The organism is Pseudonocardia nigra, from assembly GCF_019396355.1.
GTDB classification, from domain to species: domain Bacteria; phylum Actinomycetota; class Actinomycetes; order Mycobacteriales; family Pseudonocardiaceae; genus Pseudonocardia; species Pseudonocardia nigra.
The window spans coordinates 1-24,103 of record NZ_JAHKRK010000028.1 but is presented as its reverse complement, the minus strand read 5'-3'; the positions used below and the strand labels follow the sequence as shown (position 1 = coordinate 24,103).

The 24,103-nt window shown below is 72.9% G+C and carries 24 protein-coding genes; 11 read left to right on the top strand and 13 right to left on the bottom strand.

Going from position 1 to position 24,103, the window contains the following annotated elements; genetic code table 11:
• Positions 1-17: 17 nt before the first annotated feature.
• The 3 genes from KME75_RS10115 to KME75_RS10105 are packed head-to-tail and all read right to left on the bottom strand — an operon-like array spanning position 18 to position 3,130.
• Entirely contained in the window at positions 18-911 is an 894-nt protein-coding gene (locus KME75_RS10115) for a carbohydrate ABC transporter permease (RefSeq protein ID WP_219414329.1), read from the bottom strand.
• Positions 901-1,833, bottom strand: a complete 933-nt coding sequence (locus tag KME75_RS10110) for a carbohydrate ABC transporter permease (RefSeq protein WP_219414328.1) — start codon at positions 1,831-1,833, stop codon at positions 901-903. Before KME75_RS10110 ends, KME75_RS10115 begins: the two co-directional genes overlap by 11 nt.
• Before the next feature lie 7 nt (positions 1,834-1,840).
• The gene (locus KME75_RS10105) at positions 1,841-3,130 is read right to left on the bottom strand and encodes an ABC transporter substrate-binding protein (RefSeq protein ID WP_219414327.1); all 1,290 of its coding nucleotides are present in this window, start codon (positions 3,128-3,130) and stop codon (positions 1,841-1,843) included.
• A gap of 1,041 nt (positions 3,131-4,171) precedes the next feature.
• Between KME75_RS10105 and KME75_RS42950 the strand changes: the two genes are divergently transcribed.
• The 7 genes from KME75_RS42950 (at position 4,172) to KME75_RS10070 (ending at position 10,537) form a co-directional block, all read left to right on the top strand.
• The gene (locus KME75_RS42950; RefSeq protein WP_246631815.1) at positions 4,172-4,363 is read left to right on the top strand and encodes a hypothetical protein; all 192 of its coding nucleotides are present in this window, start codon (positions 4,172-4,174) and stop codon (positions 4,361-4,363) included.
• Positions 4,364-4,524: 161 nt separating this feature from the next.
• Entirely contained in the window at positions 4,525-5,541 is a 1,017-nt protein-coding gene (locus KME75_RS10095; RefSeq protein ID WP_219414326.1) for a LacI family DNA-binding transcriptional regulator, read from the top strand.
• A 73-nt stretch (positions 5,542-5,614) separates the two neighbouring features.
• Entirely contained in the window at positions 5,615-6,853 is a 1,239-nt protein-coding gene (locus KME75_RS10090; protein ID WP_219414325.1) for a sugar ABC transporter substrate-binding protein, read from the top strand.
• Entirely contained in the window at positions 6,846-7,835 is a 990-nt protein-coding gene (locus KME75_RS10085; RefSeq protein ID WP_219414324.1) for a carbohydrate ABC transporter permease, read from the top strand. The genes KME75_RS10090 and KME75_RS10085 overlap by 8 nt, the downstream gene beginning before the upstream one ends.
• 5 nt (positions 7,836-7,840) lie before the next feature.
• Complete coding sequence (locus tag KME75_RS10080; protein ID WP_219414323.1) at positions 7,841-8,650, top strand: carbohydrate ABC transporter permease; 810 nt, start codon at positions 7,841-7,843, stop codon at positions 8,648-8,650.
• 38 nt (positions 8,651-8,688) lie between these two features.
• Positions 8,689-9,444 carry a ThuA domain-containing protein gene (locus KME75_RS10075; RefSeq protein ID WP_308282675.1) on the top strand — a complete coding sequence of 252 codons (756 nt, stop codon included), beginning with the start codon at positions 8,689-8,691 and terminating at the stop codon, positions 9,442-9,444.
• The gene (locus tag KME75_RS10070) at positions 9,437-10,537 is read left to right on the top strand and encodes a Gfo/Idh/MocA family protein (RefSeq protein WP_219414321.1); all 1,101 of its coding nucleotides are present in this window, start codon (positions 9,437-9,439) and stop codon (positions 10,535-10,537) included. The genes KME75_RS10075 and KME75_RS10070 overlap by 8 nt, the downstream gene beginning before the upstream one ends.
• 94 nt (positions 10,538-10,631) lie before the next feature.
• Here KME75_RS10070 and KME75_RS10065 read toward each other — a convergent pair whose 3' ends face one another.
• A complete protein-coding gene (locus tag KME75_RS10065) occupies positions 10,632-12,197 on the bottom strand; it encodes an alpha/beta hydrolase fold domain-containing protein (protein WP_219414320.1) in 1,566 nt (521 codons plus the stop codon).
• A 32-nt stretch (positions 12,198-12,229) separates the two neighbouring features.
• Complete coding sequence (locus KME75_RS10060) at positions 12,230-12,640, bottom strand: four-helix bundle copper-binding protein (protein ID WP_219414319.1); 411 nt, start codon at positions 12,638-12,640, stop codon at positions 12,230-12,232.
• 148 nt (positions 12,641-12,788) lie between these two features.
• Here KME75_RS10060 and KME75_RS10055 point away from each other — a divergent pair, with 148 nt between their 5' ends.
• Positions 12,789-13,775 (top strand): ion channel, encoded by a 987-nt coding sequence (locus KME75_RS10055; protein WP_219414318.1) that lies wholly within the window; start codon positions 12,789-12,791, stop codon positions 13,773-13,775.
• Here the strand turns inward: KME75_RS10055 and KME75_RS10050 are convergent.
• The 5 genes from KME75_RS10050 to KME75_RS10030 form a co-directional block, all read right to left on the bottom strand.
• On the bottom strand, positions 13,772-15,970 hold the full coding sequence (locus KME75_RS10050) for a glycoside hydrolase family 15 protein (protein WP_219414317.1): 2,199 nt from the start codon (positions 15,968-15,970) through the stop codon (positions 13,772-13,774). The two genes, KME75_RS10055 and KME75_RS10050, sit on opposite strands and share 4 nt — an antisense overlap.
• A 126-nt stretch (positions 15,971-16,096) precedes the next feature.
• Positions 16,097-16,279: a hypothetical protein gene (locus KME75_RS10045; protein WP_219414316.1), complete on the bottom strand. Its 183-nt coding sequence runs from the start codon at positions 16,277-16,279 to the stop codon at positions 16,097-16,099.
• Positions 16,276-17,271 carry a non-homologous end joining protein Ku gene (ku, locus tag KME75_RS10040; protein WP_219414315.1) on the bottom strand — a complete coding sequence of 332 codons (996 nt, stop codon included), beginning with the start codon at positions 17,269-17,271 and terminating at the stop codon, positions 16,276-16,278. The genes KME75_RS10045 and ku overlap by 4 nt, the downstream gene beginning before the upstream one ends.
• A gap of 52 nt (positions 17,272-17,323) precedes the next feature.
• Positions 17,324-18,145 carry a hypothetical protein gene (locus KME75_RS10035; RefSeq protein WP_219414314.1) on the bottom strand — a complete coding sequence of 274 codons (822 nt, stop codon included), beginning with the start codon at positions 18,143-18,145 and terminating at the stop codon, positions 17,324-17,326.
• 155 nt (positions 18,146-18,300) lie between these two features.
• Complete coding sequence (locus tag KME75_RS10030) at positions 18,301-18,696, bottom strand: hypothetical protein (RefSeq protein WP_219414313.1); 396 nt, start codon at positions 18,694-18,696, stop codon at positions 18,301-18,303.
• A gap of 140 nt (positions 18,697-18,836) precedes the next feature.
• On the opposite strand from KME75_RS10030, the gene KME75_RS10025 reads away from it, so the two are divergent.
• Together KME75_RS10025 and hutH are read left to right on the top strand one after the other, a co-directional pair.
• Entirely contained in the window at positions 18,837-19,208 is a 372-nt protein-coding gene (locus tag KME75_RS10025) for a Rossmann-fold NAD(P)-binding domain-containing protein (protein WP_219414312.1), read from the top strand.
• 60 nt (positions 19,209-19,268) lie between these two features.
• The gene (gene hutH, locus KME75_RS10020) at positions 19,269-20,819 is read left to right on the top strand and encodes a histidine ammonia-lyase (RefSeq protein WP_219414311.1); all 1,551 of its coding nucleotides are present in this window, start codon (positions 19,269-19,271) and stop codon (positions 20,817-20,819) included.
• 4 nt (positions 20,820-20,823) lie between these two features.
• On the opposite strand, the gene KME75_RS10015 is transcribed toward hutH, so the two are convergent.
• From KME75_RS10015 to KME75_RS10005, 3 genes are read right to left on the bottom strand one after another with little or no spacing between them, the layout of a single operon-like run.
• A complete protein-coding gene (locus tag KME75_RS10015) occupies positions 20,824-21,582 on the bottom strand; it encodes an SDR family NAD(P)-dependent oxidoreductase (RefSeq protein ID WP_219414310.1) in 759 nt (252 codons plus the stop codon).
• Between the two features lie 9 nt (positions 21,583-21,591).
• A complete protein-coding gene (locus tag KME75_RS10010) occupies positions 21,592-22,134 on the bottom strand; it encodes a GNAT family N-acetyltransferase (protein ID WP_308282674.1) in 543 nt (180 codons plus the stop codon).
• A gap of 7 nt (positions 22,135-22,141) precedes the next feature.
• A complete protein-coding gene (locus KME75_RS10005) occupies positions 22,142-23,293 on the bottom strand; it encodes an acyl-CoA dehydrogenase family protein (protein WP_219414356.1) in 1,152 nt (383 codons plus the stop codon).
• Positions 23,294-23,346: 53 nt separating this feature from the next.
• Between KME75_RS10005 and KME75_RS10000 the strand changes: the two genes are divergently transcribed.
• Positions 23,347-23,928, top strand: a complete 582-nt coding sequence (locus KME75_RS10000; RefSeq protein WP_219414309.1) for a TetR/AcrR family transcriptional regulator — start codon at positions 23,347-23,349, stop codon at positions 23,926-23,928.
• Positions 23,929-24,103: the final 175 nt, after the last annotated feature.

Genomic DNA, 24,103 nt, shown 5'->3' with positions numbered 1-24,103 from the left:
TAGTTCTTCACGGCACTTCAGTTCTTCACAGCACCGAGCGTCATGCCGGCGACGAACTGCCGCTGCATCCGCACGTAGACGACGATCACGGGGATCACGGCCATCGTCAACGCGGCGGTGAGCACCGGCCAGTTCGTGGCGTACTGGCCGGTGAGGGTGAACAGGATCGGCTGCAGCGGCAGCTTCTCGGGACTCTGGATGACGGTGTTGGCGTAGAGGAACTCGTTCCACGTCGAGAGCGACTGGAAGATCACGACGGTGGCGATGCCGGGTCGGGCCAGGGGCAGCATCACCCGCCAGAACACGGTGAACTCGCCTGCGCCGTCGGCGCGCGCTGCCTCGATGAGCTCCTTCGGCAGCGTCTCGAAGAACGCGCGCATGAGGAACATCGCGAACGGGGTGGAGCTGCCGATGTAGAGCAGCACGAGTCCGTAGCGGGAGTCGAGCAGCCCCAGGTTCCGCAGCTGCAGGTACAGCGGGATGATCAGGGCGGACGCCGGCATCATCAGCGTGGACAGCAGCAGGAAGTAGATCGTGTTGCGCAGCGGGAACCGCAGCATCGCGAACGCGTAGCCCGACAGCGTGGCGAGAAACAGGGTGCCCGCCACGGTGACCACGGTGATCACCACGCTGTTGAGGAAGTGGCTGCCGAAGCCGATGCTGTTCCAGGCCTCGCCGTAGGCATCGAGCGAGTACTCCTCCGGCAGGAACGACCCGCCGAACACGGTGTTGCTCGGACGGAGCGACGTCAGCACCATCCACGTGAACGGGAAGATCGTCATCGCAGCGAGCACCAGCAGCACCACGAAGCCTGCGGACCGGGAGGCGACGCCGGGGCGTCCGGTCCGGGGCTGTGGTGGCGGGGTCCGGACCACCGGTGCGCTCGGGCGGATCTCGGTGTCAGCGGACATGTGCGGTCGCCCTCCGGTTGACGGCGAACTGGACGACGGCCGCCACCAGGCACAGCGCCATCACGACGATGCTGATGGCCGTGGCGTAGCCGATCTGCGGGATCGACCCGGACAGGCTGCCGAAGGCCAGGCTGTAGAGGTAGGTGCCGAGCACCTCGGAGCTGTGGTTCGGCCCGCCCTGGGTCATGACGTAGACGATGTCGAACGTCTTGAACCCGTTGATGAGGTTCAGCGCCACGACCACGCCGGTGACCGTGCGCAGCATCGGCACGGTGACGTGGCGCAGCCGCTGCCACGCGTTCGCGCCGTCGACCCGGGCCGCCTCGTACAGGGTCGGATCGATGCCCTGCAGCCCGGCGAAGAAGATCAGCATGTAGAGGCCGAGCGACTGCCACAGCGAGACCACGACGATCGCCGGGACGACGAGGTTCGGGTCGCCGAGCCACTGCTGCTGCCACGACTCGAGGCCCAGGTCGCCGAGCACGGCGTTGAGCGTGCCGAGGTTGGGGTCGTAGATCAGCTGCCACAGCACGCCGGTGACGACCAGCGAGATGATCCCCGGCAGGAACAGGATCGTGCGGAAGACGACGCCCGCCCGCCGCCACCCCGCGTTGATCAGGATGGCGACGAGCATCGGCAGCACGGTCTGCAGCACCGTGGTGACGGCGGTGAACACCACGGTGATCACCAGCGCGGTGCGGAAGACGTCGTCGCCCGCCATCCGCGCGTAGTTCTCGATCCCGGTGAAGCGCGGGACGCCGAAGCCGCTCCACGAGGTGAGGCTCAGGTACACCGAGTGCGCGATCGGCCAGCCGACGAACGCGACGAACAGCGCGGCGGTGGGCAGCACGAACAGGTAGCCGACGCGCCGCTCGGTCCGGCGCAGCGGCGACGCCGGCGGTCGGGCGCGCGTGACGGTCATGGCCACGTCAGCCCCCTGCCGACTCGACCGCCGCCTGCATGGCCGACGCCGTCTCGGCCGGCGTCATGGAACCGTCGATCAGCGCGGCGAGCGGGTCGGCCGCGGCGGCGGAGCCCGGCCCGAACAGGATGTGCGGGCAGCCGTTGCCCTCCAGCAGCCACGACGTCATCTGCTGGAGCACCGGGTCGCTCACCTGCTCGGCCGCCGACTTGGTGGACGGCATGCTGTTGGAGTCGTTCATCGCCTTGGCGTAGCGCTCGGTGTCGTAGAGGAAGCGGATGAACTCCAGTGCCGCCTCCTTGTTCGGGCTCGTCTCGCTGACGGCCAGGCCGGCGCCCGCCTGGTTGGCGCACCAGTGCTTCCCGCCCGGTGTCATCGCGGGCGTCTCCATCACCTTGTAGGTCTGGAGGAACTCCGGCGGAGCGCTCTTCACGAAGTCCTGGGGCACCCACGAGCCCATGAACAACATCGCGGCCTCGCCCGTGTAGAGCAGCTGCTCGGCCTGGTTGGTCTGGGTGGCGTTGATGCCCTCCTGGAACGCGCCGCCCCGCACGAGCTCGTCGAGCACGCCGAGGCCTTCGACGACCACCGGGTGCTCCCAGGTGACGCCGTCGAGCTTGTCGAGCCGCAGCATGAACGTCGGGTCGTCGGTGAGCTGGGTGAGCATCGGCAGGAACAGGTCCAGCCCGTTGGTGCCCGGGTTGTTCGCGAACACGGTGCCGATCTTGCCCGTGCGCTCCTTGACCGCGAGCGATGCGGCGAGCAGGTCGTCCCAGGTCTCGGGCTCGGTGACGCCCGCCTGCTGGAGCAGCGCCGGGTTGTAGAAGATGCCGAACGTCTGCGCCATCCAGCCCAGCGCGTACTGCTTGCCGTTGTCGGTGTACTCCTGGTTGGCCGACTCGAAGAAGTCGGCGGTGAAGTCCGGGCCCAGGTCCTTGCCGAGGTCTGCCGAGATGCCCGCGTTGCCGTACTGCAGGGCCAGCACGTGCGGCGCGAAGATCTCCGGCGGGTCGCCGCCCGCCACGGCGGCCTGCAGGGCGGGGAGATAGGCGTTGGTGTCGCCGAACATCCGGTTCTCCACCGTGATGTTCGGGTGGGCGGCCTCGAACTCGCTGATCAGCTGCGGGAAGATCTCCTGCTGCTGGGTGTACCAGGTCCACATGCGGACGGTCGCCTTGCCGCCGCCGCCGGAACCACCACCGCTGCCGCCGCAGCCGGCGAGCAACGAGGCGGCGCCGAGGCCGGCGATGCCGCCGGCCGTCGCCCTCAGGATCGTGCGACGCGATACAAGGCTCATGCGTGCCTCCTGGCAACAGGGAACGGAGCGGGCGGCCCGGCTGAGGCGACCCGTCGTGCTCAGGCATCGGATGGGTGACCGGAAGGTGACGGGAGTGTTCCGCGCCATGACAGCGCTGTCAAGCCCTCCCGCCGTAGGAAGCTTTCCCCAGTCGCCCAGCTGTTGACAGCGCTGTCACGCACGCCGGAACTGCAGCAAGGTGGCTTTACTGCCACTGGGCGGCAGCAAAGCCACCTTGCTGCGACCGGGCGGGCAGCGCGGCGAGCCGGCGTACTCCGCAGGAGGTAGCGCGGGAGCCTCCGCCGAGGGGACGCGCACCGTGCGGGCGCGGACTTACCGTCGCCGCATGGATCTGGTCCGGGGCTTCTGGGACGGCGCGCGGCCGGTGGAGCGCGTCGCGTACGTGATCGGGTCGGTGCTGCTCGGCAGCGGCCTGGTGCACGTCGGGGTGCTGGTCGGGTCGGGCGGCTCGTGGGAGGGGCCGGTGTCGCTACGCAAAGCGGTCACGTTCGGGCTCTCCTTCGGGCTGACCCTGGTGACGGTCGCCTGGGCCACGTCGTTCCTCACCGTGCGGCCGCGCGTGCGGGCCCTCCTGCTCGGCGTGTTCACGGCCGTGTCCGTGCTGGAGACCGCCCTGGTCAGCATGCAGGCGTGGCGCGGGGGTGCCGTCGCACTTCAACTTCGCGACGAGCATCGACTCGGCCGTGTCGATGACGCTGGCCGCCGGCGGCGGCGTGATCATCCTGACCGTGCTGGCGTTCGCCGGTGCCGCGCTCGCCGGCGCCGGGGAGGTCCCGCCGAGCATGCGGCTGGCGCTTCGGGCCGGCCTGTTCGGTTTGCTGGTGGCGCTGGCGGTCGGTGCCGTGATGATCGCGCGCGGGGTGACGGCGGTGCGCGCCGGGAACCCGCAGCTCGCCTACGACACGGCGGGGGCGCTCAAGCCGGCGCACGCGGTGGCGATGCACGCGATCCTGGTGCTGCCCGCCCTCGCCCGGCTGCTCGGCGCCGTACCCCTGGAGCGAGCGGCGGCGGGTCCGGCTGGTGGGGCTCGCGACGGCGGCGTACGCAGTGCTCCTCGCGGTCGTGATCATCGAGTCGGCCGTGGGCTGGTCGCCGCTCGCCGCGCCGGCGATCCCGACGGCGACATCGGCGGCTGCGCTGGCCGTGCTGGTCGCCTGCGGCACCGTCGCCCTCGCCGGGGTGCGTCGCGAACCGGTCGGTCCGCGTCCCTGAGAAGTGGCAGGTGTCCGGGGCGGTTCGGGGTGGCCGGATCCGTCTTTCCTGTCATTCGGCACGCGGCGGATCGCCGGCGGGGTCTTGCGCGCCGGGGTGAGCAGTGGCTACCGTCCCGGCCCAATCGATGCGTATCGACGCGCGACCGAGGAGGTGGGCAGATGGTCACCAGCCGGGACGTCGCCCGCCTCGCCGGGGTCTCGCAGAGCACGGTCTCCTACGTGATGAGCGGCCGCCGCTCGATCTCGGCGGAGACCCGCCGGCGCGTCGAGGCCGCGATCGAGCAGCTGACCTACCAGCCCAACGCCGGCGCCAGGGCCCTTGCCAGCCAGCGCACGCAGGTGATCGGCCTGGTCGTGCCGTTCGCCCCCGGCGCCGACACCTCCGGGCTGCTGCCGTTCATCGAGTCGATCGCCAACTGCGCCCGCGCCGAGGACTACGACGTCCTGCTGGTCACCGCCGACGAGGGATCGGCCGGGCTGAGCCGCCTGGCGGGCCGTTCGCTCTGCGACGCGATCGTGATGATGGACATCGAGGCCGAGGACGCGCGCATCCCCGTCGCAGCGGCGCTCGGCGTCCCGGTGATCCTCATCGGCGTCCCGGACGACCCGGCCGGCCTGCCGTGCGTCGACCTCGACTTCCCGCGGGCGGGCCGGATGGCCGCCGCCGAGCTCGCCGCCATCGGACACGACCGGGTCGTCGTCATCGGGCACTCGGCCGAGGTGATCGCCCGCGACGTGAACTTCGTCCGGCGGTTCCAGCGGGGGTTCGCCGCGGAGGCGGCCGAGCGGGGCATCCACCACGAGATCGTCGCCCCGGTGGCGCCGGGCCGCGCGGGCGCCGAGGCGGCGCTCGAGGAGGCGTTGGCGCGCGGGGGCGACCGGCCGGCGCTCGTCGTCCCGAACTCGCAGGCGATCCCGGCGCTGCTGCACGGGATCGGCCGGCGCGGGCTCGTCCCGGGCCGGGACCTGTCACTGATCGGGCTGTGCACCGACGACGCGGCGGAGGCCGGCGAGCCGCCCGTCACGAACGTGTCGCTCGAACCGCGGGACGTCTCGCGGCGGGCGATGCAGACCCTGTTCCGGCTGCTGGACCGCAGCCGGGAACCTGCCGTGCCGACCGTCGAGCTGGTGGAACCCCGGCTGGCCCGGCGGCGGACGACCATCCCGACCGGCTGACCGACCGGCCTCCCGGCGCGTTCCGGCAGGCCCGCAATCGATACGTATCGACAGCACGACGAGAGGAGCGGACGTGGCTCGACGAGGAGCGGTTCTGCGCAGGACCCGGCTGGCGATCGCCCTGGCGCTGACGGCGCCACTGGCGCTGACCGCGTGTGGCGGGGGCGGTGGCGAGGCGAGCTCGGGGGAGGTGACGAGCCTCCGCGTGCTCGACTACTACAACAACGAGCCCGACAACACGGTCTACCAGACGACGCTCGAGGAGTGCGGCCGGCAGATCGGGGTGACGATCGAGCGGGAGAGCATCCCGGGCGACACCCTCATCGCCAAGGTGCTGCAGCAGGCGTCGTCGCGCACGCTGCCGGACGTCCTCATGCTCGACAACCCGGACCTCCAGCAGATCGCGGCCACCGGCGCGCTCGCGCCGATCGCCGACTTCGGGCTGTCGGCGGAGGGGTACGCCGAGGGCGTCGTCAACGCGTCGACCTACGAGGGCGAGGTCTACGGCCTGCAGCCGGTCACCAACACGATCGGCCTGTTCTACAACGAGGCCATGCTGGCCGAGGCCGGCGTGGCGCCGCCGACCACGTGGGAGGAGCTGAAGACCGCGGCCGCGGCCCTCACCCAGGGCGACCGGTACGGCGTCGCCTTCTCCGCGGCCGCGACCTACGAGGGGACGTGGCAGTTCCTGCCGTTCATGTGGAGCAACGGTGGCGACGAGACCGACCTGGCCAGCCCCCAGGTGGCCGAGGCCCTGCAGCTGTGGGTCGATCTCGTGAACTCGGGCTCGGCGTCGCGGTCGGTGCTGAACTGGGGCCAGTCGGACGTCAACGAGCAGTTCATGGCGGGCAACGCCGCGATGATGGTCAACGGCCCGTGGCAGTTCCCGGTGCTCGCCGAGAACGCCCCCGACCTGGGGTACGGCGTCGTCCCGATCCCGGTGCCGCAGGCGGGTGACACGCTCGTCGCGCCGCTGGGCGGGGAGACGTGGACGATCCCGCGGGCCGGTGACGAGGCACGGCAGACCAAGGCCGCGCAGATCGTCGAGTGCCTGAACACCGACGAGAACCAGATGGCGCTGGCGACGCAGCGGACCACCGTGCCCACGAAGACGGCGCTGCGCGAGGAGTTCGTGGCGCAGGTGCCGGAGATGGCCGCGTTCACCGAGGCGGTGCAGACGGCCAGGGCGCGCACCGGCAAGCTCGGCGAGGAGTGGCCGGCGGCCGCCACCAAGATCTACACGGCGGTGCAGACCGCGATCACCGGCGGCGCCAGCCCGCAGGACGCGCTGCGGCAGGCCCAGGATGGCTGAGACCCGGACCGCGCCGACCGCGACCCGGGTGGCACCGGCCGCGGCGCCGGGTCCGCGGCCGGGCAGCCCACCGCCCGCGCGGGAGCGGTGGTGGTCGCCCCGGGGCCGGGAGCGGCTGCTGCAGCTCGGGTTCCTGCTCCCCGCCGTGGCGTACCTGCTGCTGTTCTTCGGCTACCCGGTCGTGCAGAACGCGACGATGTCGTTCCAGGAGTACACGACGTCGACCTTCTACACGGGCGAGGCGCCCTGGGTGGGGCTCGACAACTACGTGGCCGTGCTGACGTCGGACCTGTTCGACCAGGCCCTGCTCAACACGGTGCTGTTCACCGTCGGGTCGATCGCGGGGCAGTTCGTGATCGGGCTCGCGATCGCGGTGTTCTTCCAGAAGCGGTTCCCGCTGAGCGGCCTGCTGCGCTCGTTGCTGCTGCTGCCGTGGCTGATCCCGCTGATCGTCTCCGGCGCCGTGTGGCGCTGGATCCTCGACCAGGACAACGGCGCGCTCAACCGCTTCCTCGGCGACCTCGGCCTGGTGTCGGGCAACCCGGGGTGGCTCACGAGCACGTCGCTCGCCCTGATCGCGGTGATCGGGGTGAACATCTGGATTGGCATCCCGTTCAACACGACGATCCTCTACGGCGGGCTGCAGGACATCCCGCAGGAGCTCTACGAGGCCGCCGCCGTGGACGGCGCCACCGGGTGGCGTGCGTTCCGGCACGTGACGTGGCCGCTGCTGCGGCCGGTGGTGAACGTCGTGCTGGTGCTCGGCGTCGTCTACACGATCAAGGTGCTGGACATCATCCTCGGGCTCACCGGCGGGGGCCCGGCGAACGCGACGCAGACCATCGCGACGCAGTCCTACCACCTGTCCTTCCGCGAGTTCGACTTCGGCCAGGGCGCCGCGCTCGGCAACGTCCTGATCGTCATCTCGCTCGTGTTCGCCCTTCTCTACCTGCGCGCCAACCGGCGCGCGCGAGAGGTGTGAGGCCGATGACCACAGCCAGGACGTGGGGGAACACCGCCGTCGGCGTGCTGATCCTCGCCGTGATGCTGTTCCCGGTCTACTGGATGCTCAACGTCTCGCTGCAGCCCAGCGGCTCGGCGGTGGAGACGCCGTGGTTCCCGCTCGACCTGAGCTTCGACGGGTACGCCACCGCACTGCGCGAGCAGGGGCGGCACCTGCTGACCAGCCTCGTCGTCTCGGCGGGCAGCGTGGTGTTCAGCCTGCTCATCGCCACCCCGGCCGCGTACGCGCTCGCCCACTTCAAGGTGCGCGGGGCGAACCTGGTGCTGTTCGGGATCCTGATCAGCCAGATGATCCCGGGCATCGTCGTGGCCAACGCCCTCTACAGCGCCTACAACGACCTGGGCCTGCTCAATTCCATCCCGGGCCTGATCCTGGCCGACTCCACCGCGGGCATCCCGTTCGCGATCCTCATCATCCGGGCCTTCATGGGCCGGATCCCGATGGAGGTCGTCGAGGCGGCCCGGGTGGACGGCGCCGGCCAGCTCCGGGCATTCGTCTCGATCGTCCTGCCGATGAGCCGCAACGCGCTGGTCACCGGCGCGCTGTTCACGTTCCTGTTCACCTGGAGCGACTTCCTCTTCGCGCTGACGCTGACCACGACCGAGGACGTCCGCCCGGTCACCCTCGGGCTCTACCAGTACATCGGGACGTACGTGAACGACTGGAGCGCGGTGATGGCCACCGCCGTGCTCGCCTCGATCCCGGCCGTGGTGCTCCTGCTGGTGGCCCAGCGCTACGTCGCCGCGGGCGTCACCGGCGGCGCCGTCAAATGACCGACCACAACGAAAGGCCTGCTGTGAATCCGATTCGCGTGACCGTGTGGGGCGAGAACCGCCACGAGCAGATCGAGGAGCACGTGGCGAAGATCTACCCGCAGGGCATGCACACGACGATCGCCGAGGGCATCGCCGAGAACCTCGGCGACGGCTGCGTGGTGCGCACCGCGACGCTCGACGACCCCGAGCACGGGCTCACCGAGGAGGTGCTCGCCGAGACCGACGTGCTCACCTGGTGGGGGCACGCCGCCCACGGCGAGGTGTCCGACGAGGTCGTGGAGCGGGTGCACCGGCACGTGCTGTCGGGGATGGGCCTGGTCGTGCTGCACTCCGGGCACTGGTCGAAGATCTTCATGAAGCTGATGGGGACGAGCTGCACGCTGCGCTGGCGCAGTGAGCACGACCGCGAGCTCATCTGGACGGTGAACCCCACACACCCGATCGCGCAGGGCGTGCCGCACCCGCTGATCATCGACGAGGACGAGATGTACGGGGAGTTCTTCGACATCCCGGCCCCCGACGAGGTCGTGTTCATCAGCTCGTTCTCCGGCGGAGAGGTGTTCCGCAGTGGCTGCACGTTCCGCCGCGGTCACGGCAAGATCTTCTACTTCCGCCCCGGCGACCAGGACTACCCGACCTACCACCACAAGGATGTGCGCCGGGTGATCGCCAACGGCGTGCAGTGGGTGCGCAGCGACCGGCCGGAGCGGGCCCTGCCGGAGCTGCTGCGCTACGAGACCGAGGACTTCTTCCGCGGCAGGAGCTACACGGGGCCGATCGACGATGAGTGATCGGTTGCGGATCGTCGTGGTCGGCGCGGGCGGGATGGGGCGCGCCTGGCTGACCGCCGTGGAGGCCTCGGCCGACACCGACCTGGTGGCCGTCGCCGACCTGGACCTCGACGTGGCGCGCACGGCCGCCGGCGCCGTCGGACGGCCGGACCTGCCGGTCGGGACCGACGCGGTGGCGCTCGCCGCGCAGACGGGCGCGCACGCGGTCGTCAACGTGACGGTGCCGGCGGCGCACCACCCCGTCGCGACGGCGGCGCTGTTCGCGGGCCTGCCGGTGCTGGGGGAGAAGCCGGTGGCCGACACGGTGGCGAAGGCGCTGTCGCTGGCGGCCGCGTCGCAGGTGACGGGGCAGCTGTTCATGGTGAGCCAGTCGAGGCGGTGGAACCCGCAGTTGTTCGCGCTGCGCGACATGGTGGAGGACCTCGGTGCGATCGGGACCTTGACCACCGAGTTCTTCCGCGCCCCGCACTTCGGCGGGTTCCGCGAGGAGATGGCGCACCCGCTGCTGGTGGACATGGCGATCCACGCGTTCGACTCGGCCCGGTTCCTGCTCGGCGCCGAGCCGGTGTCGGTCTACTGCGAGGCCTACAACCCGCCCTGGAGCTGGTACGACGGGGCCGCCGCCGCCAGCGCCGTCTTCGCCATGGAGGGCGGGATCCGCTACGCCTACACCGGCAGCTGGTGCAGCCCGGGCGCGGACACCTCGTGGAACGGGGCGTGGCGCGTCAGCGGCGAGAAGGGCACCGCGCTGTGGGACGGTGACCACGAGCCCGGGCTGCACGCCGACGTCGACGCCGCGGCGCGGCCGCGCTCGCCGCACTCCGGGATCGATGGCGCGCTGCACGTGTTCGTCGACGCGCTGCGCACCGGCGCCGTCCCGATGGGGGAGGTGCACGAGAACGTCCTGAGCCTCGCGATGGTGGAGGCCGCCGTCCGGTCCGCTGAGACCGGGGAGCGGGTGCTGCTCGACGACGTGCTCGCCGATGCGCACGCCGAGGCGCTGCGCGACGAGACGTGCCCGGAGGTCCGGGACGCCCTCGCCGCCTGGCCGTCGGTGCGGGAGGTGCTCACGACCCGGCCCGCGGCGCACTGACGAGCGGCTCCCGGATTGCAGCAAAGCCACTTTCATGCAACCACGTTGCAGGAAAGTGGCTTTGCTGCGGCGGGGAGTGGCCCCCCGGCGCCCGTCAGTGCGCGGCGGCGGGCGCGGTGAAGCTCCGCCGCAGGTGTTCGGCGGCCTCGGTCTGGGCCTGCGCGGCCTTGTCGAGCACCGCGGCGGCCCCGAAGAACTCGTGCATCACCCCGTCGTAGCGGCTGGCGGTGACGGGCACGCCCGCCTGCTCGAGGTGCCGGGCGAACTCCTCACCCTGGTCGCGCAGCGGGTCGCGCTCGTCGGTGATCACGAGGGTGGGCGGCATCCCGGCGAGCCGGTCGGTGGGCACGGACAGCAGGTTCACGCGCGGGTCCGAACCGGCGTCCGGCACGCCCTCGAACGCGTGCATCGCCATCCAGGACAGCAGCGGCCGGTTCAGCGGCCGGGCGTCGGCGGCGTCGACCATCGAGTCGCCGAACTGCTCGCCCGTCGTCAACGGGTACACGAGCACCTGCGCGGTGGGCAGGGGCTCACCCATCGCGGCGAGCTGCAGGCAGGTGGCGGCGGCCATGTTCCCGCCGACGGACTCGCCGCCGATCGCGATGCGCGCCGGGTCGCCGCCGAGGGCCTCGGCGTTGTCACGGACCCACCGGTAGGTCGCGAGCACGTCGTCGTGCGCCGCCGGGAACACGTGCTCGGGCGCGCGGCGGTACTCCGGCGACACGACGATCGCGCCCGTCCTGTTGGCGATCCCGCGGCAGGAGGCGTCGTAGGTGTCGACGGTGAACAGCACCCAGCCGCCGCCGTGGATCCACAGCACGATCGGCAGCGGCCCGCCGCCGGCGCCCTCCGGGGTGTAGACGCGCACGCCGATGCGTCCGCCGGGCCCGTCGATGCTCATGTCCTGCACGGACGCGACGGGTTCGGGGTCGGTGGGCCTGCCGTCGTCCTCGAGCACCTTCCGCACGGCGTCCGCGGGCGTCGGCTGGCGGCGGGCCTGGTCGGGCTCGAGGATCTCGAACGGCTGCGGCTCCATCGCGGCGAAGGCGTCGAGGATGCGCTGGGCCTGCGGGTCCAGCGCACCGGACGGGTCCGTCGCGAGGTGCTTCATCCGGCCGGTCGCCTTGTCGCGCACCATGTCCACGGCCTTCGCGCCGGCGTCGAGCAGCTTGTGGCCGGTCTCCCCGGACGGGGCGTTGGGGTGGGCGTAGGTCGGGACGGCGCGCTTCGCGGCGAGGAACTCCTTGCCCAGCTCGGCCAGCCGCTGCGGTCCGACGGCCCGGCGGAACGCGGGGAGGAACTCGCCCTCCTCCTCGGCGACGTGCCGGCGGACCGACCCGATGAGGTTCGCGAGCGCGTCCTCGAACTCGGGCTCGCCCGGGTCGGTGTTCTGCAGCGTGACCAGCAGCTCCTTGACCTGCTGATGATCTTTGCGGCTGTCCTCGGCCTCGTACGCCTCGCCCGCCTCGGCCATCGCCGGGTAGAGCACTCGTTCCTCGGCGTCGGCGTGCAGCGCGAGCTCGAACGCGACCTGGTCCACCAGCACCCGCCGGTCGCCGCGGCGGGCCTCGAGGTGCTGGAACTGGCGTTCGACGACCGCGTGATCGTCGGCGATGAGGTGGTCGATGTCGCCGGGCAGGGTCGGGTACGGCAGCGCCACGGGTGGGCTCCCTCGTCGGATCGCGGAATCGGTCAGCCGAGCGCGGAGATCAGGTTCCGGCAGGCCTGCTCACAGCGCCGGCACGCCTCCGCGCACACCTGGCAGTGCTGCATGCCCATCTCGCCGTGGCGGCTGCACTCGTCGCCGCAGGACTTGCACGCCATCGCGCAGGCGTCGAGCACGGCGCGGGTGAGGTTGGCGTCGTAGCCGGTGTGGCGCGAGAGCACGCGGGCCGTGGTCCCGCAGAGGTCGGCGCAGTCGGCGTTGGTGCGGATGCACTTCGTCAGCTCGGCCACGTTCTGCTCGCTGAGGCACGCATCGGCACACGCCGTGCACGCCTGCGCGCAGGCCAGGCACGCGTCGATGCACTCGGCCAGTGCAGCGCGGTCGACACCGCCGAGGTCGGCCGGGTAGGTCTCCAGCATCTGGGCTGTCGCGGTCATCGTGGTCTCCGTCGTGGTCGGGGCTCCGTCCTCGGCGGCTACCCGGCGATCCGGCCCGTTATCCAGGCCGTGGTGCGCCGTTTGCGGCGAGGCGGTCCGGGTAGCTGGACGTGGGACGACGCCGACCGGACGAAGGGACGCACACCGCGTGGGATACCTCGGGCCGGTCATCGGACTCGTGGTGCTGGCCCTCACGGCCGTCGACGTCGTCATGACGGCGTTCGGCCCCGGCCGGGGTCGCGGCCCACTGCTGGGTCCGGTGGATCGGACGGTCTCGTGGATCACGCTGCGGGTCCGCTCGCGGCGCGTCATCGTCTGGGCCGGTCCGCTGCTCGCGGCCCTGACCACCCCGATCTGGCTCGCCGCCGTCTGGGTGGGTTGGGCGCTGGTCTTCCAGCTGTCCGGGTCCGTGGTCACCGCGACCACCCGGCAACCCACGGGCGGCTGGGAGAAGGCGTACTTCGCGGGCGAAACCCTCATCACCCTCGGCAGCGGTGAGTACGTGCCCGGCGGGCCGGGCTGGCAGGCGCTCGCCGTGCTTGCCGCCGCGTCCGGCTTCATCGTGGTGACGCTGGGGCTCAGCTACCTGACCAGCCTGCTGTCGGCCGTGCTCAAGCGCCGGTCGGCGGCGTCCCGGATCCGGTCGCTCGGGGCGGGCCCCGTCCGGATCTGCCTCGCCGGCTGGAACGGCCACGACATGCAGCGCCTCGACGCCGAGCTGGGATCGCTCAGCAGCGCGCTCACCGAGGTGTCCCAGCAGCAGCTCGCCCACCCCACGCTGCGGCACTTCCACAGCGCCGACCGCAACAGCGCCTTCGGTCCCGCCCTGGCCGGGCTGGACGAGGCACTCACGATCATCGGTTGTGCCCTGCCCGCCGGGTGCGGGCCGAACCCCGTCGCGGTGGCCCAGGTGCGCTCCGCCATCGAGGCGCTGCTGCAGGAGGAGGCCCCCGGAGAGGGCCGCGAGCCGCCGCCGCCCGACCTCGGGCCGCTGCGCGACGCCGGGCTGCCCGTCGCCGACGACGCGCGGTTCCGGGCCGAGCTGCGGCGGCTCGGGCGGCGCCGGCGCGAGCTGCGGCTGCTCGTGGAGCACGACGGATGGACCTGGGCGGACGTCGACCGCGACTCCTCCTAGCAGTCCTCGCCCAGGAACTCGCAGGCGACGACCGCGGGTCGCTCCACGGGCTTCCCGGCGTCGATCGACCAAGCCAGCCGCACCAGCTGGGCGTGCGACCACGTGAGCGGCGTCGCCGAGAAGGTGCCCTCGCCGGTCGGGAAGCCCTGCTGCCCGGACGGCGGGTGGTCGCCCCACACCTGTTCGGCGATCATCAGTCCGTCGTTGGCCGCGGCCGCCATCGCGTGCAGGCGCGCCTGCGGGTCGCCGGTGCCGGCGAGCAGCTCGTACTCCCCGCGCTCGCCGGCGAAGATCGGCCAGACCCGCCCGATCGTCAGCTGGCTGTTCTCCTCGTTGATCCGCCACGGGCCGCCGGTGGCGTCCTCGCCGTAGCCGTCGTCGGTGAACCGGTGCCAGAACCGCCCGTTCGGCGTGTCGACGCCGAGCTCGCGATCGACCACCTCGACCGTCTTGCGGATCACCGGGTCGTCGGCGGGCTTCACGCCCAGCCGCAGCAGCTCGAGGAAGCTCGGGTCGACCACCGCGCGCTGGTCGAACGTGGCACCGCCGTCGCCGACGTTGTAGGTGGTGGCGGCGTTCGGGTCGCCGTCCTTCGTGAGCCGCAGGTAGTAGGGCTCGGCGGCGAGCGGCCCGGTCGTGGTGACCGTCCACTCGTCCACCCGCGCCGCCCACTCGCGCGCGGTCGCGAGCCAGCGCGTCGCGGACGCCGTGTCCCCGACCCGCTCGGCCAGGTCGGCGGCGCAGACCAGGCCGGCGACCGCGGCCGCGATCGTCCCGGGGGAGTAGCCGCTCTGGTTCTCCCAGCGCTCCTGCGGTGACCACGGCGCGGGCTGCTCGCCCGAGTACCCGACCAGGAAGTCGGCCGACCGCGCGACCCGCTCGTAGGACGCCGGGTCGGTCCGGTCGAGCTGCCAGGCCAGCACCAGCGGCAGCGCGACCTCGTCGAGCTGGAGGCTCTCCCACACCCGGTTGCCCTCGACGTCGGAGTTCTGCGGGAACGACCCGTCGGGGAGCTGCTGGCGGAACAGCAGGAAGTCCAGCGCCCGGTCGGCGGCCGCCCGGTCGCCCGCGGCGATCAGCGCGGTGGCGTGCTGGTAGAGGTCCCGCGACCACACCAGGTGGTAGGCCTTCGACGGCGAGGACAGGTCGGGGACCTCCTGCCCCCACACCCACGGCATGCTCGGCGAGGCGATGAACGCGCCGGGGTTGCGCTTGTCCTCGGACGCGGCGTTGACGACGACCGAGGCCCAGTAGGCGTCGGCGACCGCGGAGGCGCTCCCGGGCACTCCGTTGAGCCCGTCGACGTAGGCGTGCCAGCCCGCGGCGTAGGCGTCGGCGACGGCGGCGAAGCCGGTGCGGAGGCTGCCCTGGGCGGCGGCGGTGGCCGCCGCCGGGTCGGAGCCGAAGCCGAGGGCGAGGAGGGCCGCCCGCTCCGCGCCGATGCCGGTGACGCCCGCGAGCCGGGCCCCGAGCACGACGTTGCCGGTCGCCGCCTCGGCGTAGGTGGCGTCGAGCCGGCCGTCGGCCAGGAGGTCGGTGCGCGGGTCGCTGGTGCCCAGGAAGCCCGCGGTCGCCTCGGCGAGGCCGGTGTCGGCGGTGACCGCCAGCGCGGCCGCCTCGTCCCATGCGGTGAGTGCGCGGCCGTCGGCGGCGGCCCGGTCGTCGTCGCCCGAGTTCGACAGCGCGGGGTCCACGATCGCGTGGACGCGGTAGGGCCGGCCGTCGAGCGACTCGAACGCGACGTCGACCAGCACGACGTCCCGCACCGGGTCCGTGACGTACCGGCGGACCATCCGCCAGCGGTCGGTGGGGGAGGTGTCGACCTGCTCGTAGGCGGGGACGCGGGCATCCGGAACGCGGGTCGTGCTGCGTGCCGCGCCCGTCCGCTCGACGAAGCCGGCGCCGTCGGTCACCACGAACTCGACGTTCCGCAGCGCGGGCGTCCCGAGGTCGGGGTAGTAGATCTCGCTCAGCTCGCCGGGCCGGAGCGTGAACCACACCTCGCTCCCGGCCGTCCGCGCGGTGCCGAACCCGTGCTTGTCGGCCGGGGTCCAGGTCGCCTTCTCGCCCGGGGCGCCGGGGGCTCCCGGAGCCGGCGGGGCGGTGACCGGGTCCGCGGCCGCCGGTGCCGCGACCAGCAGCGCGGCAGCGGTGACGAGTCCCGTCACGAGCGTGGTGATCCGGGCGAGCGACATCGGCGTCCTCCGGCGGCGTGGGCGGCCAGCGGGAGTACCCGAAGGAGTGAACGCGCCAACCCTCGTCCGGGAGCCGGGGTGGCGTCCGCCGGTCCCCGGTGCGGCGGACGCGTCAGCCGGTCACGCCTACGCGCACCCGCACGTCCGGCGCACCTCCGTGCACTCCACCACCAGGTCGTGGCGGTCGAGCTCGAGGACGCGGCAGGACAGCTCCGTGCACTCCACGGTGCCGTTCTCGTGCCGGACCAGCGTGCCGTGGCAGTGCTCGGCGGTGCGCTCGCACTCCGGGCAGGTGGTGGTGCTGCTCATGACGCCTTCCGTCGCTTCCCGTCGGAGCCGGACGCCTGCGCCACCGCGCGTTCCAGCTCGTCGCGGTTCATCTTCGACCGGCCCTTGACGCCCAGCTCGCGGGCCATCTCGGTGAGCTCGGCCTTGCTGGCCTGCGACAGGTCCGGTGCGTCGCGCTCCGCCGGCGGCTCGGCCTTGCGGCGGCCGGTGTCGCGCTTCTTCTTCCCGCGCCCGCCGCCGCGCGCCTCGGCGACGCTGCGCTCCAGCGCGGCGATGAGGTCGGTCATGGCCGTCGGCTCCGGCGGCTCGGCCTCGGTGACGATCTCGCGGCCGCGCCGCTTGTCCTCGATGAGCTTCTCGACGCGTTCGCTGTAGGTGTCGCGGAAGTCCTCGGGCTGCCACGGGCCGCTCATCGACTCGATGAGCCCGGTCGCCATGTCCAGCTCCTTGCCCTTTGCGCGGGAGCCGCCGGGGAGGTTGTCCAGCCGCGCCGGGTCGCGGATCTCGTCGGCGAAGAACAGCGTTTCCAGCGCGAGCAGGTCCTCGTCGGCGCGGATCGCGGTGAGGTACTCCTTGCCGCGCATGACGAACGTGGCGATGCCGGCGCGGTTGGTGCGCTCCATGGCCTCGCGCAGCAGCGCGTACGGGCGGCCGTACTGCTCGTCGGTGGGCGCCAGCCAGTACGTCTTCTGGTAGTAGATCGGGTCGATCTCGTCCAGGTCGACGAACGTGGTGATGTCGATCGTGCGCGATCGGCCGGGCGCGATGTCGGCCAGCTCGTCGGGCTCGACGATCACGAAGTCGCCGCCGCCCACGTCCTTGCCCTTGACGATGTCGGAGTACTCGACCTCCTTGCCGGTCCGCTCGTTGATCCGCTTGTACCGGATGCGGTCCGCGGTGCCGCGCTGGAACTGGTTGAAGTGGATCGTGTGGTCCTCGGTCGCGCTGAACAGCCCGACCGGGATCGACACCAGCCCGAAGCTGATCGACCCCGTCCAGATCGCCCGTGCCATCGCCTGCCTCCTCCTGCTTCACCGGCAGCAGTACCCGATCCGTCGCGATCACTCACCGGTCGAGCCTGCGCTCCAGGTCGTGCACCCGCCGCTGGGCCTCCCGGGCCGCGCGGTCGGCGGCGTCGAGGTCGCGCTGCGCCGTCCGGACCCGGCGCCGGGCGTCGTGCTCGGCCCGCTCGGCCTCCTCCAGCCGCGACCGCAGCTCCTGCAGCGCGGACCCCGCCTCGTCGGCGGCCCGCTCGGCGTCGCCCAGCCCGCGCTCCGCATCGTCGCGGGCGCTGTCGGCGTCGGCGGCCTCCGCGCGCGCCCGGTCGAGATCGCGGCGCAGCCGCTCGTCGCGGTCCGAGCGGTCGTCGCTGCGCCGCTGCGGCGGCGGGCTCGGCGGCTCGGTCGTCAGCGGGCCGGTGTCGGACGGGTCGAGCGCGGCGGTGAGCCGGCCCCCGGCGACGGCCTGCGCGGCGGCGCTGCTGTTCACCGCCGCGGTGAACGTGTCCTCCAGCTCCCGGACGGTCGCCTCGCTCGCCTTGTGCCCCGCGGAGCGGCCGATCGCCCTGGCCTGCTGGACGAGGCCGTGCACGAGCTCGTGGCGCTGCCGCGACAGCCGTCGCAGCTCGTCGCCCTCCAGCTGCTCCTGCGCTGCCCGCAGGCCGTCGCCGAGCTCTACGAGCGCCCGCACCTCGTCGGGTTGCTCCCTGGCCAGCAGGTTCACCAGCCACGCGGCCGTCGACGGGCGCCGCAGCTCGCGGATCTGCTCGGCGAGCTCGCGCTCGCCCTCCTCCCGCGCCCGCTTCGCGGCGGCGTTGCGCGCAGCCGTGAACTCGTCGCGGGGCAGGGAGTACAGCTCGTCGGCGACCGAGTCGAGGTCCGCGGGCACCGGCGGGACTGCCCGCTCGTCCCACGGCGGAAACGTCGGGGGTGGCGGGATTCGACGCGAGTGGGGCCTCGTCGTCCCCGCGGCCGCTCGTCTCGCGCAGTCTTCGGGCTCGACGCCGGCGGCTGCCGCGCGGGGCCCACCCGCACGCCGCCCCGCTACGCCTCGGGCGCCCCGTCCAGCCGCTCCGTCAGATACCCGACGAGCACCCGGCGCAGCTCGCGCCCGTACCACTCCCGCTCGACGGGCTCGCCCGCCGTGACGAGCGGCATCAGCGCCTTGACCAGCTGGATCGTCACGACGGTGACGTGCTGCAGGTCCGCGGGTGGCAGCTGCGGGGCGCGGGTGGCGAGCACGCCGGCCACCCGGTCGAGCAGTGCCCGGTGCAGCGGCGCCGTGGCCTCGGTGAGGGCCGGTGGCATGTCGGTGCGCCCGGCGAGCGCCTTGAACGCCCGGTGCTCCCGGTTGAACCGCACGAGCGGGGCGAGCACCCGCTCCACCAGGCCATCGAGGGGGAGTGCGGCGGCGTCGCCGTCGAACGCGTCGGTGTGCACCTCGGCGAGCGCGGCCGCGTACCGCTCGGCGAGCGCCCGGGCGATCTCGTCCTTGTTCCGGAAGAACTGGTAGAGCGAGCCCGGCGACGCCGCCGACGGCGGCCGGGCCGCGCCGCTACACGACGTCGAGGCTCTGCAACGTGCTCACGGCCTACGAGCTCGCCCGCCGGATCCCGCCCGGGGTGACCGTGAACGCGTTCGACCCCGGCCTGATGCCCGGCTCCGGCCTCGCGCGCGACCACCCCTGGTGGCAGGCACTCGCCTGGCGGTACCTGCTGCCCGTGCTCACCCTGCTCCCGACGGGCGTGCACACCCCGCGGCGGTCGGCCCGCATGCTCGCCCCGCTCGTCACCGATCCGGCGCTCGCGGCCGTGACCGGCCGATACTTCTCGACCGGCCGCGAGATGCGGTCCTCGGCGGAGTCGTACGACCGGGCGAAGGCCGCCGAGCTGTGGCGCTCGAGCGCCGATCTGGTGGGCCTCGACACCGCCGTCGGTGGGCACAGAGGGTGACCGGGCGAGCCGCCTGAGTGGCCGTCGCGGGCGCCTGGGCGGCGGGTGTCGGATGGCGCGATGCCGGATGCGCCCCACGTCGTCGTCGGAACGGGCCCGCTCACCCCGGACGAGGTCGTCGCCGTGGCCCGTCAGGGGGCGCGGGTGGCGCTCGCCGAGGACGCGCTCGACGAGATCCGCGCGGGGCGGAAGGTCGTCGTCGCGCTCGCCGACGACGTCGACCCGCACTACGGGATCTCCACCGGGTTCGGCGCGCTCGCCTCGCGGCAGATCCCGGTGGACCGGCGGGCGCAGCTGCAGCGCAACCTCGTCCGGTCGCACGCCGCCGGGTCAGGGCCGGAGGTCGAGCGGGAGGTGGTGCGGGCGCTGATCGTGCTGCGCCTGTCGACGCTCGCGACGGGACGCACGGGCGTCCGCGTCGGCACCGCCCTCGCCTGCGCCGACCTGCTCAACGCCGGGATCACGCCGGTGGTGCCGGAGCACGGGTCGATCGGGTGCTCCGGCGACCTGGCCCCGCTCGCGCACTGCGCGCTCGCGCTCATGGGCGAGGGGGAGGTCCGGGACGCGGGCGGGACGCGGCGCCCCGCGGTGGAGGCGCTCGTCGCCGCGGGCATCGCCCCCGTCGAGCCGGTCGAGAAGGAGGGGCTGGCGCTGGTCAACGGCACCGACGGGATGCTCGGGATGCTGGTGCTCGCCTGCCACGACCTGCGCCTGCTGCTGCGCACCGCCGACGTCGCCGCCGCGATGAGCGTGGAGGCGCTGCTGGGCACCGACGCGGTGTTCGCTGCCGGCCTGCAGACGTTGCGGCCGCATCCCGGGCAGGCCGACGCTGCTGCGAACCTGCGGGCCGTGCTCGCCGGATCGCCGATCGTGCTGCGCCACCGCGAACCCGGGTGGGGCCGCGTGCAGGACGCGTACTCGCTGCGGTGCGCCCCGCAGGTGCACGGGGCCGCGCGGGACACGCTCGCGCACGCCGCCGCGGTCGCGGAACGCGAGCTCGCCGCCGTGATCGACAACCCGGTCGTCACCGCGGACGCGCGGGTGGAGAGCAACGGCAACTTCCATGGTGCGCCGCTCGGCTACGCGCTCGACTTCCTCGCGATCGCCGCGGCGGACGTCGCGTCCATGAGCGAGCGACGCACCGATCGCATGCTCGACGTCGCCCGCAGTCACGGGCTGCCGGCGTTCCTCGCCGACGACCCCGGCGTCGACTCCGGGCACATGATCGCCCAGTACACCCAGGCCGGGATCGTCGCCGAGCTCAAGCGGCTCGCGACCCCTGCCTCGGTGGACTCGATCCCGTCGAGCTCGTTGCAGGAGGACCACGTGTCGATGGGCTGGTCGGCCGCGCGCAAGCTGCGCCTCGCGATCGACGGCTTCACCCGCGTCGTCGCGATCGAGCTGCTCACCGCGGCCCGCGCCCTCGACCTGCGCGCCCCCCTCGTGCCGGGCCCGGCGACCGCCGCCGTGCGCCGCCTCCTGCGGGACGTGGTGCCCGGGCCGGGCGGCGGCGACCGCCACCTCGCCCCGGAGATCGAGACCGCCGTGCGCCTCGTGGCGTCGGGTGCGGCGCTGGCGGCGGCCGAGTCGGCGACGGGTCCGCTGCGGTAGCGGATCAGCGGGGCGCCATCCGCAGTGCCCCGTCCATCCGGATCGTCTCGCCGTTGAGGTAGTCGTGCTCGACGACCATCGTCACGAGTCGGGCGTACTCCTGCGGCTGTGCGAGCCGCTGCGGGAACGGCACCCCGGCGCTCAGGCCGGCGCGGATCTCCTCGCTGAAGCCCGCCATCATCGGCGTGTCGACGATCCCGGGTGCGACCGTCACGACCCGGATCCCGTACTGGGCGAGGTCACGCGCGGCGCCGACCGTCATTCCGGCGACGCCGGCCTTCGACGCCGAGTACGCGATCTGCCCGACCTGGCCCTCGAACGCGGCGATCGACGCGGTGTTGACGACGACGCCGCGCCCGGCGTCCCCGACCGGCTCCTGGCGCGCCATCACCTCCGCGCCGAGGCGCATCACGTTGAACGTGCCCAGCAGGTTGACCTTCAGCACCGTGTGGAACAGGTCCAGGTCGTGCGGGCCCTTGCGGGACAGGATCCGTGCGGCCGGGGCGATCCCCGCACAGTTGACGACGACCCGCAGCGGCGCGCCGGCCTCCTCGGCCCGGGCGAGCGCGCGGCGAACTGGTGCCTCCTCGGTGACGTCGGCGGGCAGCAGCGTGACGCCGGCGGGCGCGTCCGCCTTCTCGACGGCGCTCGGCAGGTCCAGCCCGTACACGGCGGCGCCACGCTCGGCGAGTGCCTCCGCCGTGGCGGCGCCGAGGCCGGAGGCGGCGCCGGTGACGAGGGCGGCGGTACCGGTGATGTCCACGATCTCTCCTCAGGAACGGTGTTCGACCCCGGCGGTCGGGCGGCCCGCCGCCGCGAGCGTGCGCAGCGGCTCGCCGTCGAGCCGCATGACCTCGATCTCGTCGAGGCCGCGGGCGTGCAGGCGTCGGTAGAAGCGCAGCGCCGGGTCGTTGGTGCGCAGCACCCACCACTCGAGCCGGGCGCAGCCCCGCTGGACGGCGAGGTCCGCGAGGTGGGCGAGCAGCAGCCGTCCCAACCCGCTGCCGCGGTGCTCGGCGCGGACGTAGAGGTCCTCGAGGTGCAGACCCGGCCTGCCCACGATCGTGCTGTAGGTGGGGTAGTAGAGGGCGAAGGCCGCCGGTTCGCCGTCGACCGTCGCGACAACGGCCTCCGCCACCGGCCGCGGGCCGAACAGCGCCTCGGCCACGTCCTGTTGCTGCGCGGTGACCGCGCCGGGGAACTCCTCGGCCTCGGCGAGCTCGACGATGAAGCGGTGCAGGACCTCGGCGTCGGCCGGCTCGGCCGGGCGGATCACCGGGTCAGCCGGCGACAACGACAGTTGTGGATCACTCACTTCGGCATCATGCCCGAGCCGCGCCGGCCAGCGATCGCGCGATCACCAGCCGCTGGATCTGGTTGGTGCCCTCGAAGATCTGCATGATCTTGGCCTCGCGCATGTAGCGCTCCACGGGGAAGTCGCGGGTGTAGCCGTAGCCGCCGAACACCTGCACGGCGTCGGTGGTGACCTTCATCGCCGCGTCCGTGGCCACCAGCTTCGCGACGCTGGCCTGGCGGCCGTAGTCGCGGCCCGCGTCGCGCCTGCGGGCGGCGTCGAGGTAGGTGGCGCGGGCGGCGTCGACCGCAGCGGCCATATCGGCGAGCAGGAAGCCGAGCCCCTGGTGGTCGATGATCCGCTTGCCGAACGCGGTGCGCTCGTGCGCATAGGCGACGGCGGCGTCGAGCGCGGACTGGGCCAAACCGGTGGCGACGGCGGCGATGCCGAGCCGGCCGGAGTCGAGCGCGGAGAACGCGATCTGCAGGCCCTGGCCCTCCCGCCCGATCAGCCGGTCGGCCTCGAGCACGGCGCCGTCCCAGTGCGCGGTGACGGTCGGGATTGCGTGCAGGCCCATCTTCTCCTCGGGCCGCCCGAACGACAGGCCGTCGGCGCTGCCGGGGGCGAGAAAGCAGGAGATACCGTTCGAGCCCTCGCCGGTGCGGGCGAACAGCGCGTAGAAGTCGGCGATACCGCCGTGGGTGATCCAGGCCTTGGTGCCGGTGATCCGGTAGCCGGCGTCGACGCGCTCGGCCTTGCAGATGAGCGCCGCCGCGTCGGAGCCGGCCTGCGGCTCGGAGAGGCTGTAGGCGCCGACGAGCTTGCCGGCGAGCATCCGCGGCAGCCAGCGCTCCCGCTGCTCGGCGCTGCCGTGGCTGGCGAGCGGGAAGCAGGACAGGCCGTGCACGCTCACGGCCACCGCGACGGCCGCCCAGCGCGCCGCCAGCTCCTCGAGGACCTGCAGGTAGACCTCGTACGGCTGGCCACCGCCCCCGAACTCCTCCGGATAGGGCAGCCCGAGCAGGCCGGCCGCGCCAAGCGTCGCGAACAGGCCGTCCGGGTAGGTCTCGGCGCGCTCGTGGGCCTCGACGCGGGGGGCGAGCTCCTTGTCGGCCAGCTCGCGGGTGAGCGCGAGCAGGTCCTCGGCCTCTTGCGTGGGAAGCAGGCGGTCGACGGGCATCGTCACCCCTAACGGTACTGACTTGGGAACTACAGTACCGCTACCATAACCGAATGCCTCCCGTGCGCCGTGGTGCGGTCCGTCGCATCCAGCTGTTCGACGAGCTCGTGGCGCTGCTGCTCGCCGAGGGCTTCTCCCAGTTCACGCTCGACGACCTCGCCGCGCGGCTGCACTGCTCGAAGCGCACCCTCTACGCGCTGGCCGGCAGCAAGGAGCAGCTGGTCCGGGCTGCGGTCGTGCACTTCTTCCGGGGCGCGACCGAGCGCGTCGAGGCCGCGCTGTCGGCGACCGACACCGCCGCCGACCGGGTGGGCCGCTACCTGCGGGCCGTCGCGACCGAGCTGGGCCCGGTGTCGGCACGGTTCTTCGACGACGTCGCGGCCTTCCCGCCGGCCGCGGAGGTCTACGAGCGCAATACCCGCGCCGCGGCCCGGCGGGTGCAGCAGCTCGTCGACGAGGGCGTGGCCGCCGGGGCGTTCCGGGACGTGCACACCGGCTTCGTCGCCGACGTCGTCACGGCCGTGATGGTGCGGATCCAGCAGCGTCAGGTGGCCGCGGCGATCGGCCTGGACGACGCCGAGGCCTACGCCCGGCTGGCCGAGCTGCTCCTGCACGGCCTGAACCGCCCGTCGTAGCCCGACTTGCGCACTCGGACGCCCCGACTCGCGCACCCGTACCGCCCGACTCGCGCGCACGGATCGCGCGACTCGCGCGCACGAATCGCCCGACTCGCGCGCACGAATCGGCCGACTCGCGCACCCGAACCGCCCGACTCGCGGGAACGAGGGCCCGTTCCCGCGAGTCGGGGTC

Bases quoted from the DNA above. Each gene is read 5' to 3' on its own strand.
- KME75_RS10115 (WP_219414329.1), bottom strand. From the start codon at position 911: ATGTCCGCTGACACCGAGATCCGCCCGAGCGCACCGGTGGTCCGGACC.
- KME75_RS10110 (WP_219414328.1), bottom strand. From the start codon at position 1,833: ATGACCGTCACGCGCGCCCGACCGCCGGCGTCGCCGCTGCGCCGGACC.
- KME75_RS10105 (WP_219414327.1), bottom strand. From the start codon at position 3,130: ATGAGCCTTGTATCGCGTCGCACGATCCTGAGGGCGACGGCCGGCGGC.
- KME75_RS10095 (WP_219414326.1), top strand. From the start codon at position 4,525: ATGGTCACCAGCCGGGACGTCGCCCGCCTCGCCGGGGTCTCGCAGAGC.
- KME75_RS10085 (WP_219414324.1), top strand. From the start codon at position 6,846: ATGGCTGAGACCCGGACCGCGCCGACCGCGACCCGGGTGGCACCGGCC.
- KME75_RS10080 (WP_219414323.1), top strand. From the start codon at position 7,841: ATGACCACAGCCAGGACGTGGGGGAACACCGCCGTCGGCGTGCTGATC.
- KME75_RS10070 (WP_219414321.1), top strand. From the start codon at position 9,437: ATGAGTGATCGGTTGCGGATCGTCGTGGTCGGCGCGGGCGGGATGGGG.
- KME75_RS10060 (WP_219414319.1), bottom strand. From the start codon at position 12,640: ATGACCGCGACAGCCCAGATGCTGGAGACCTACCCGGCCGACCTCGGC.
- KME75_RS10050 (WP_219414317.1), bottom strand. From the start codon at position 15,970: ATGTCGCTCGCCCGGATCACCACGCTCGTGACGGGACTCGTCACCGCT.
- KME75_RS10045 (WP_219414316.1), bottom strand. From the start codon at position 16,279: ATGAGCAGCACCACCACCTGCCCGGAGTGCGAGCGCACCGCCGAGCAC.
- ku (WP_219414315.1), bottom strand. From the start codon at position 17,271: ATGGCACGGGCGATCTGGACGGGGTCGATCAGCTTCGGGCTGGTGTCG.
- hutH (WP_219414311.1), top strand. From the start codon at position 19,269: ATGCCGGATGCGCCCCACGTCGTCGTCGGAACGGGCCCGCTCACCCCG.
- KME75_RS10005 (WP_219414356.1), bottom strand. From the start codon at position 23,293: ATGCCCGTCGACCGCCTGCTTCCCACGCAAGAGGCCGAGGACCTGCTC.
- KME75_RS10000 (WP_219414309.1), top strand. From the start codon at position 23,347: ATGCCTCCCGTGCGCCGTGGTGCGGTCCGTCGCATCCAGCTGTTCGAC.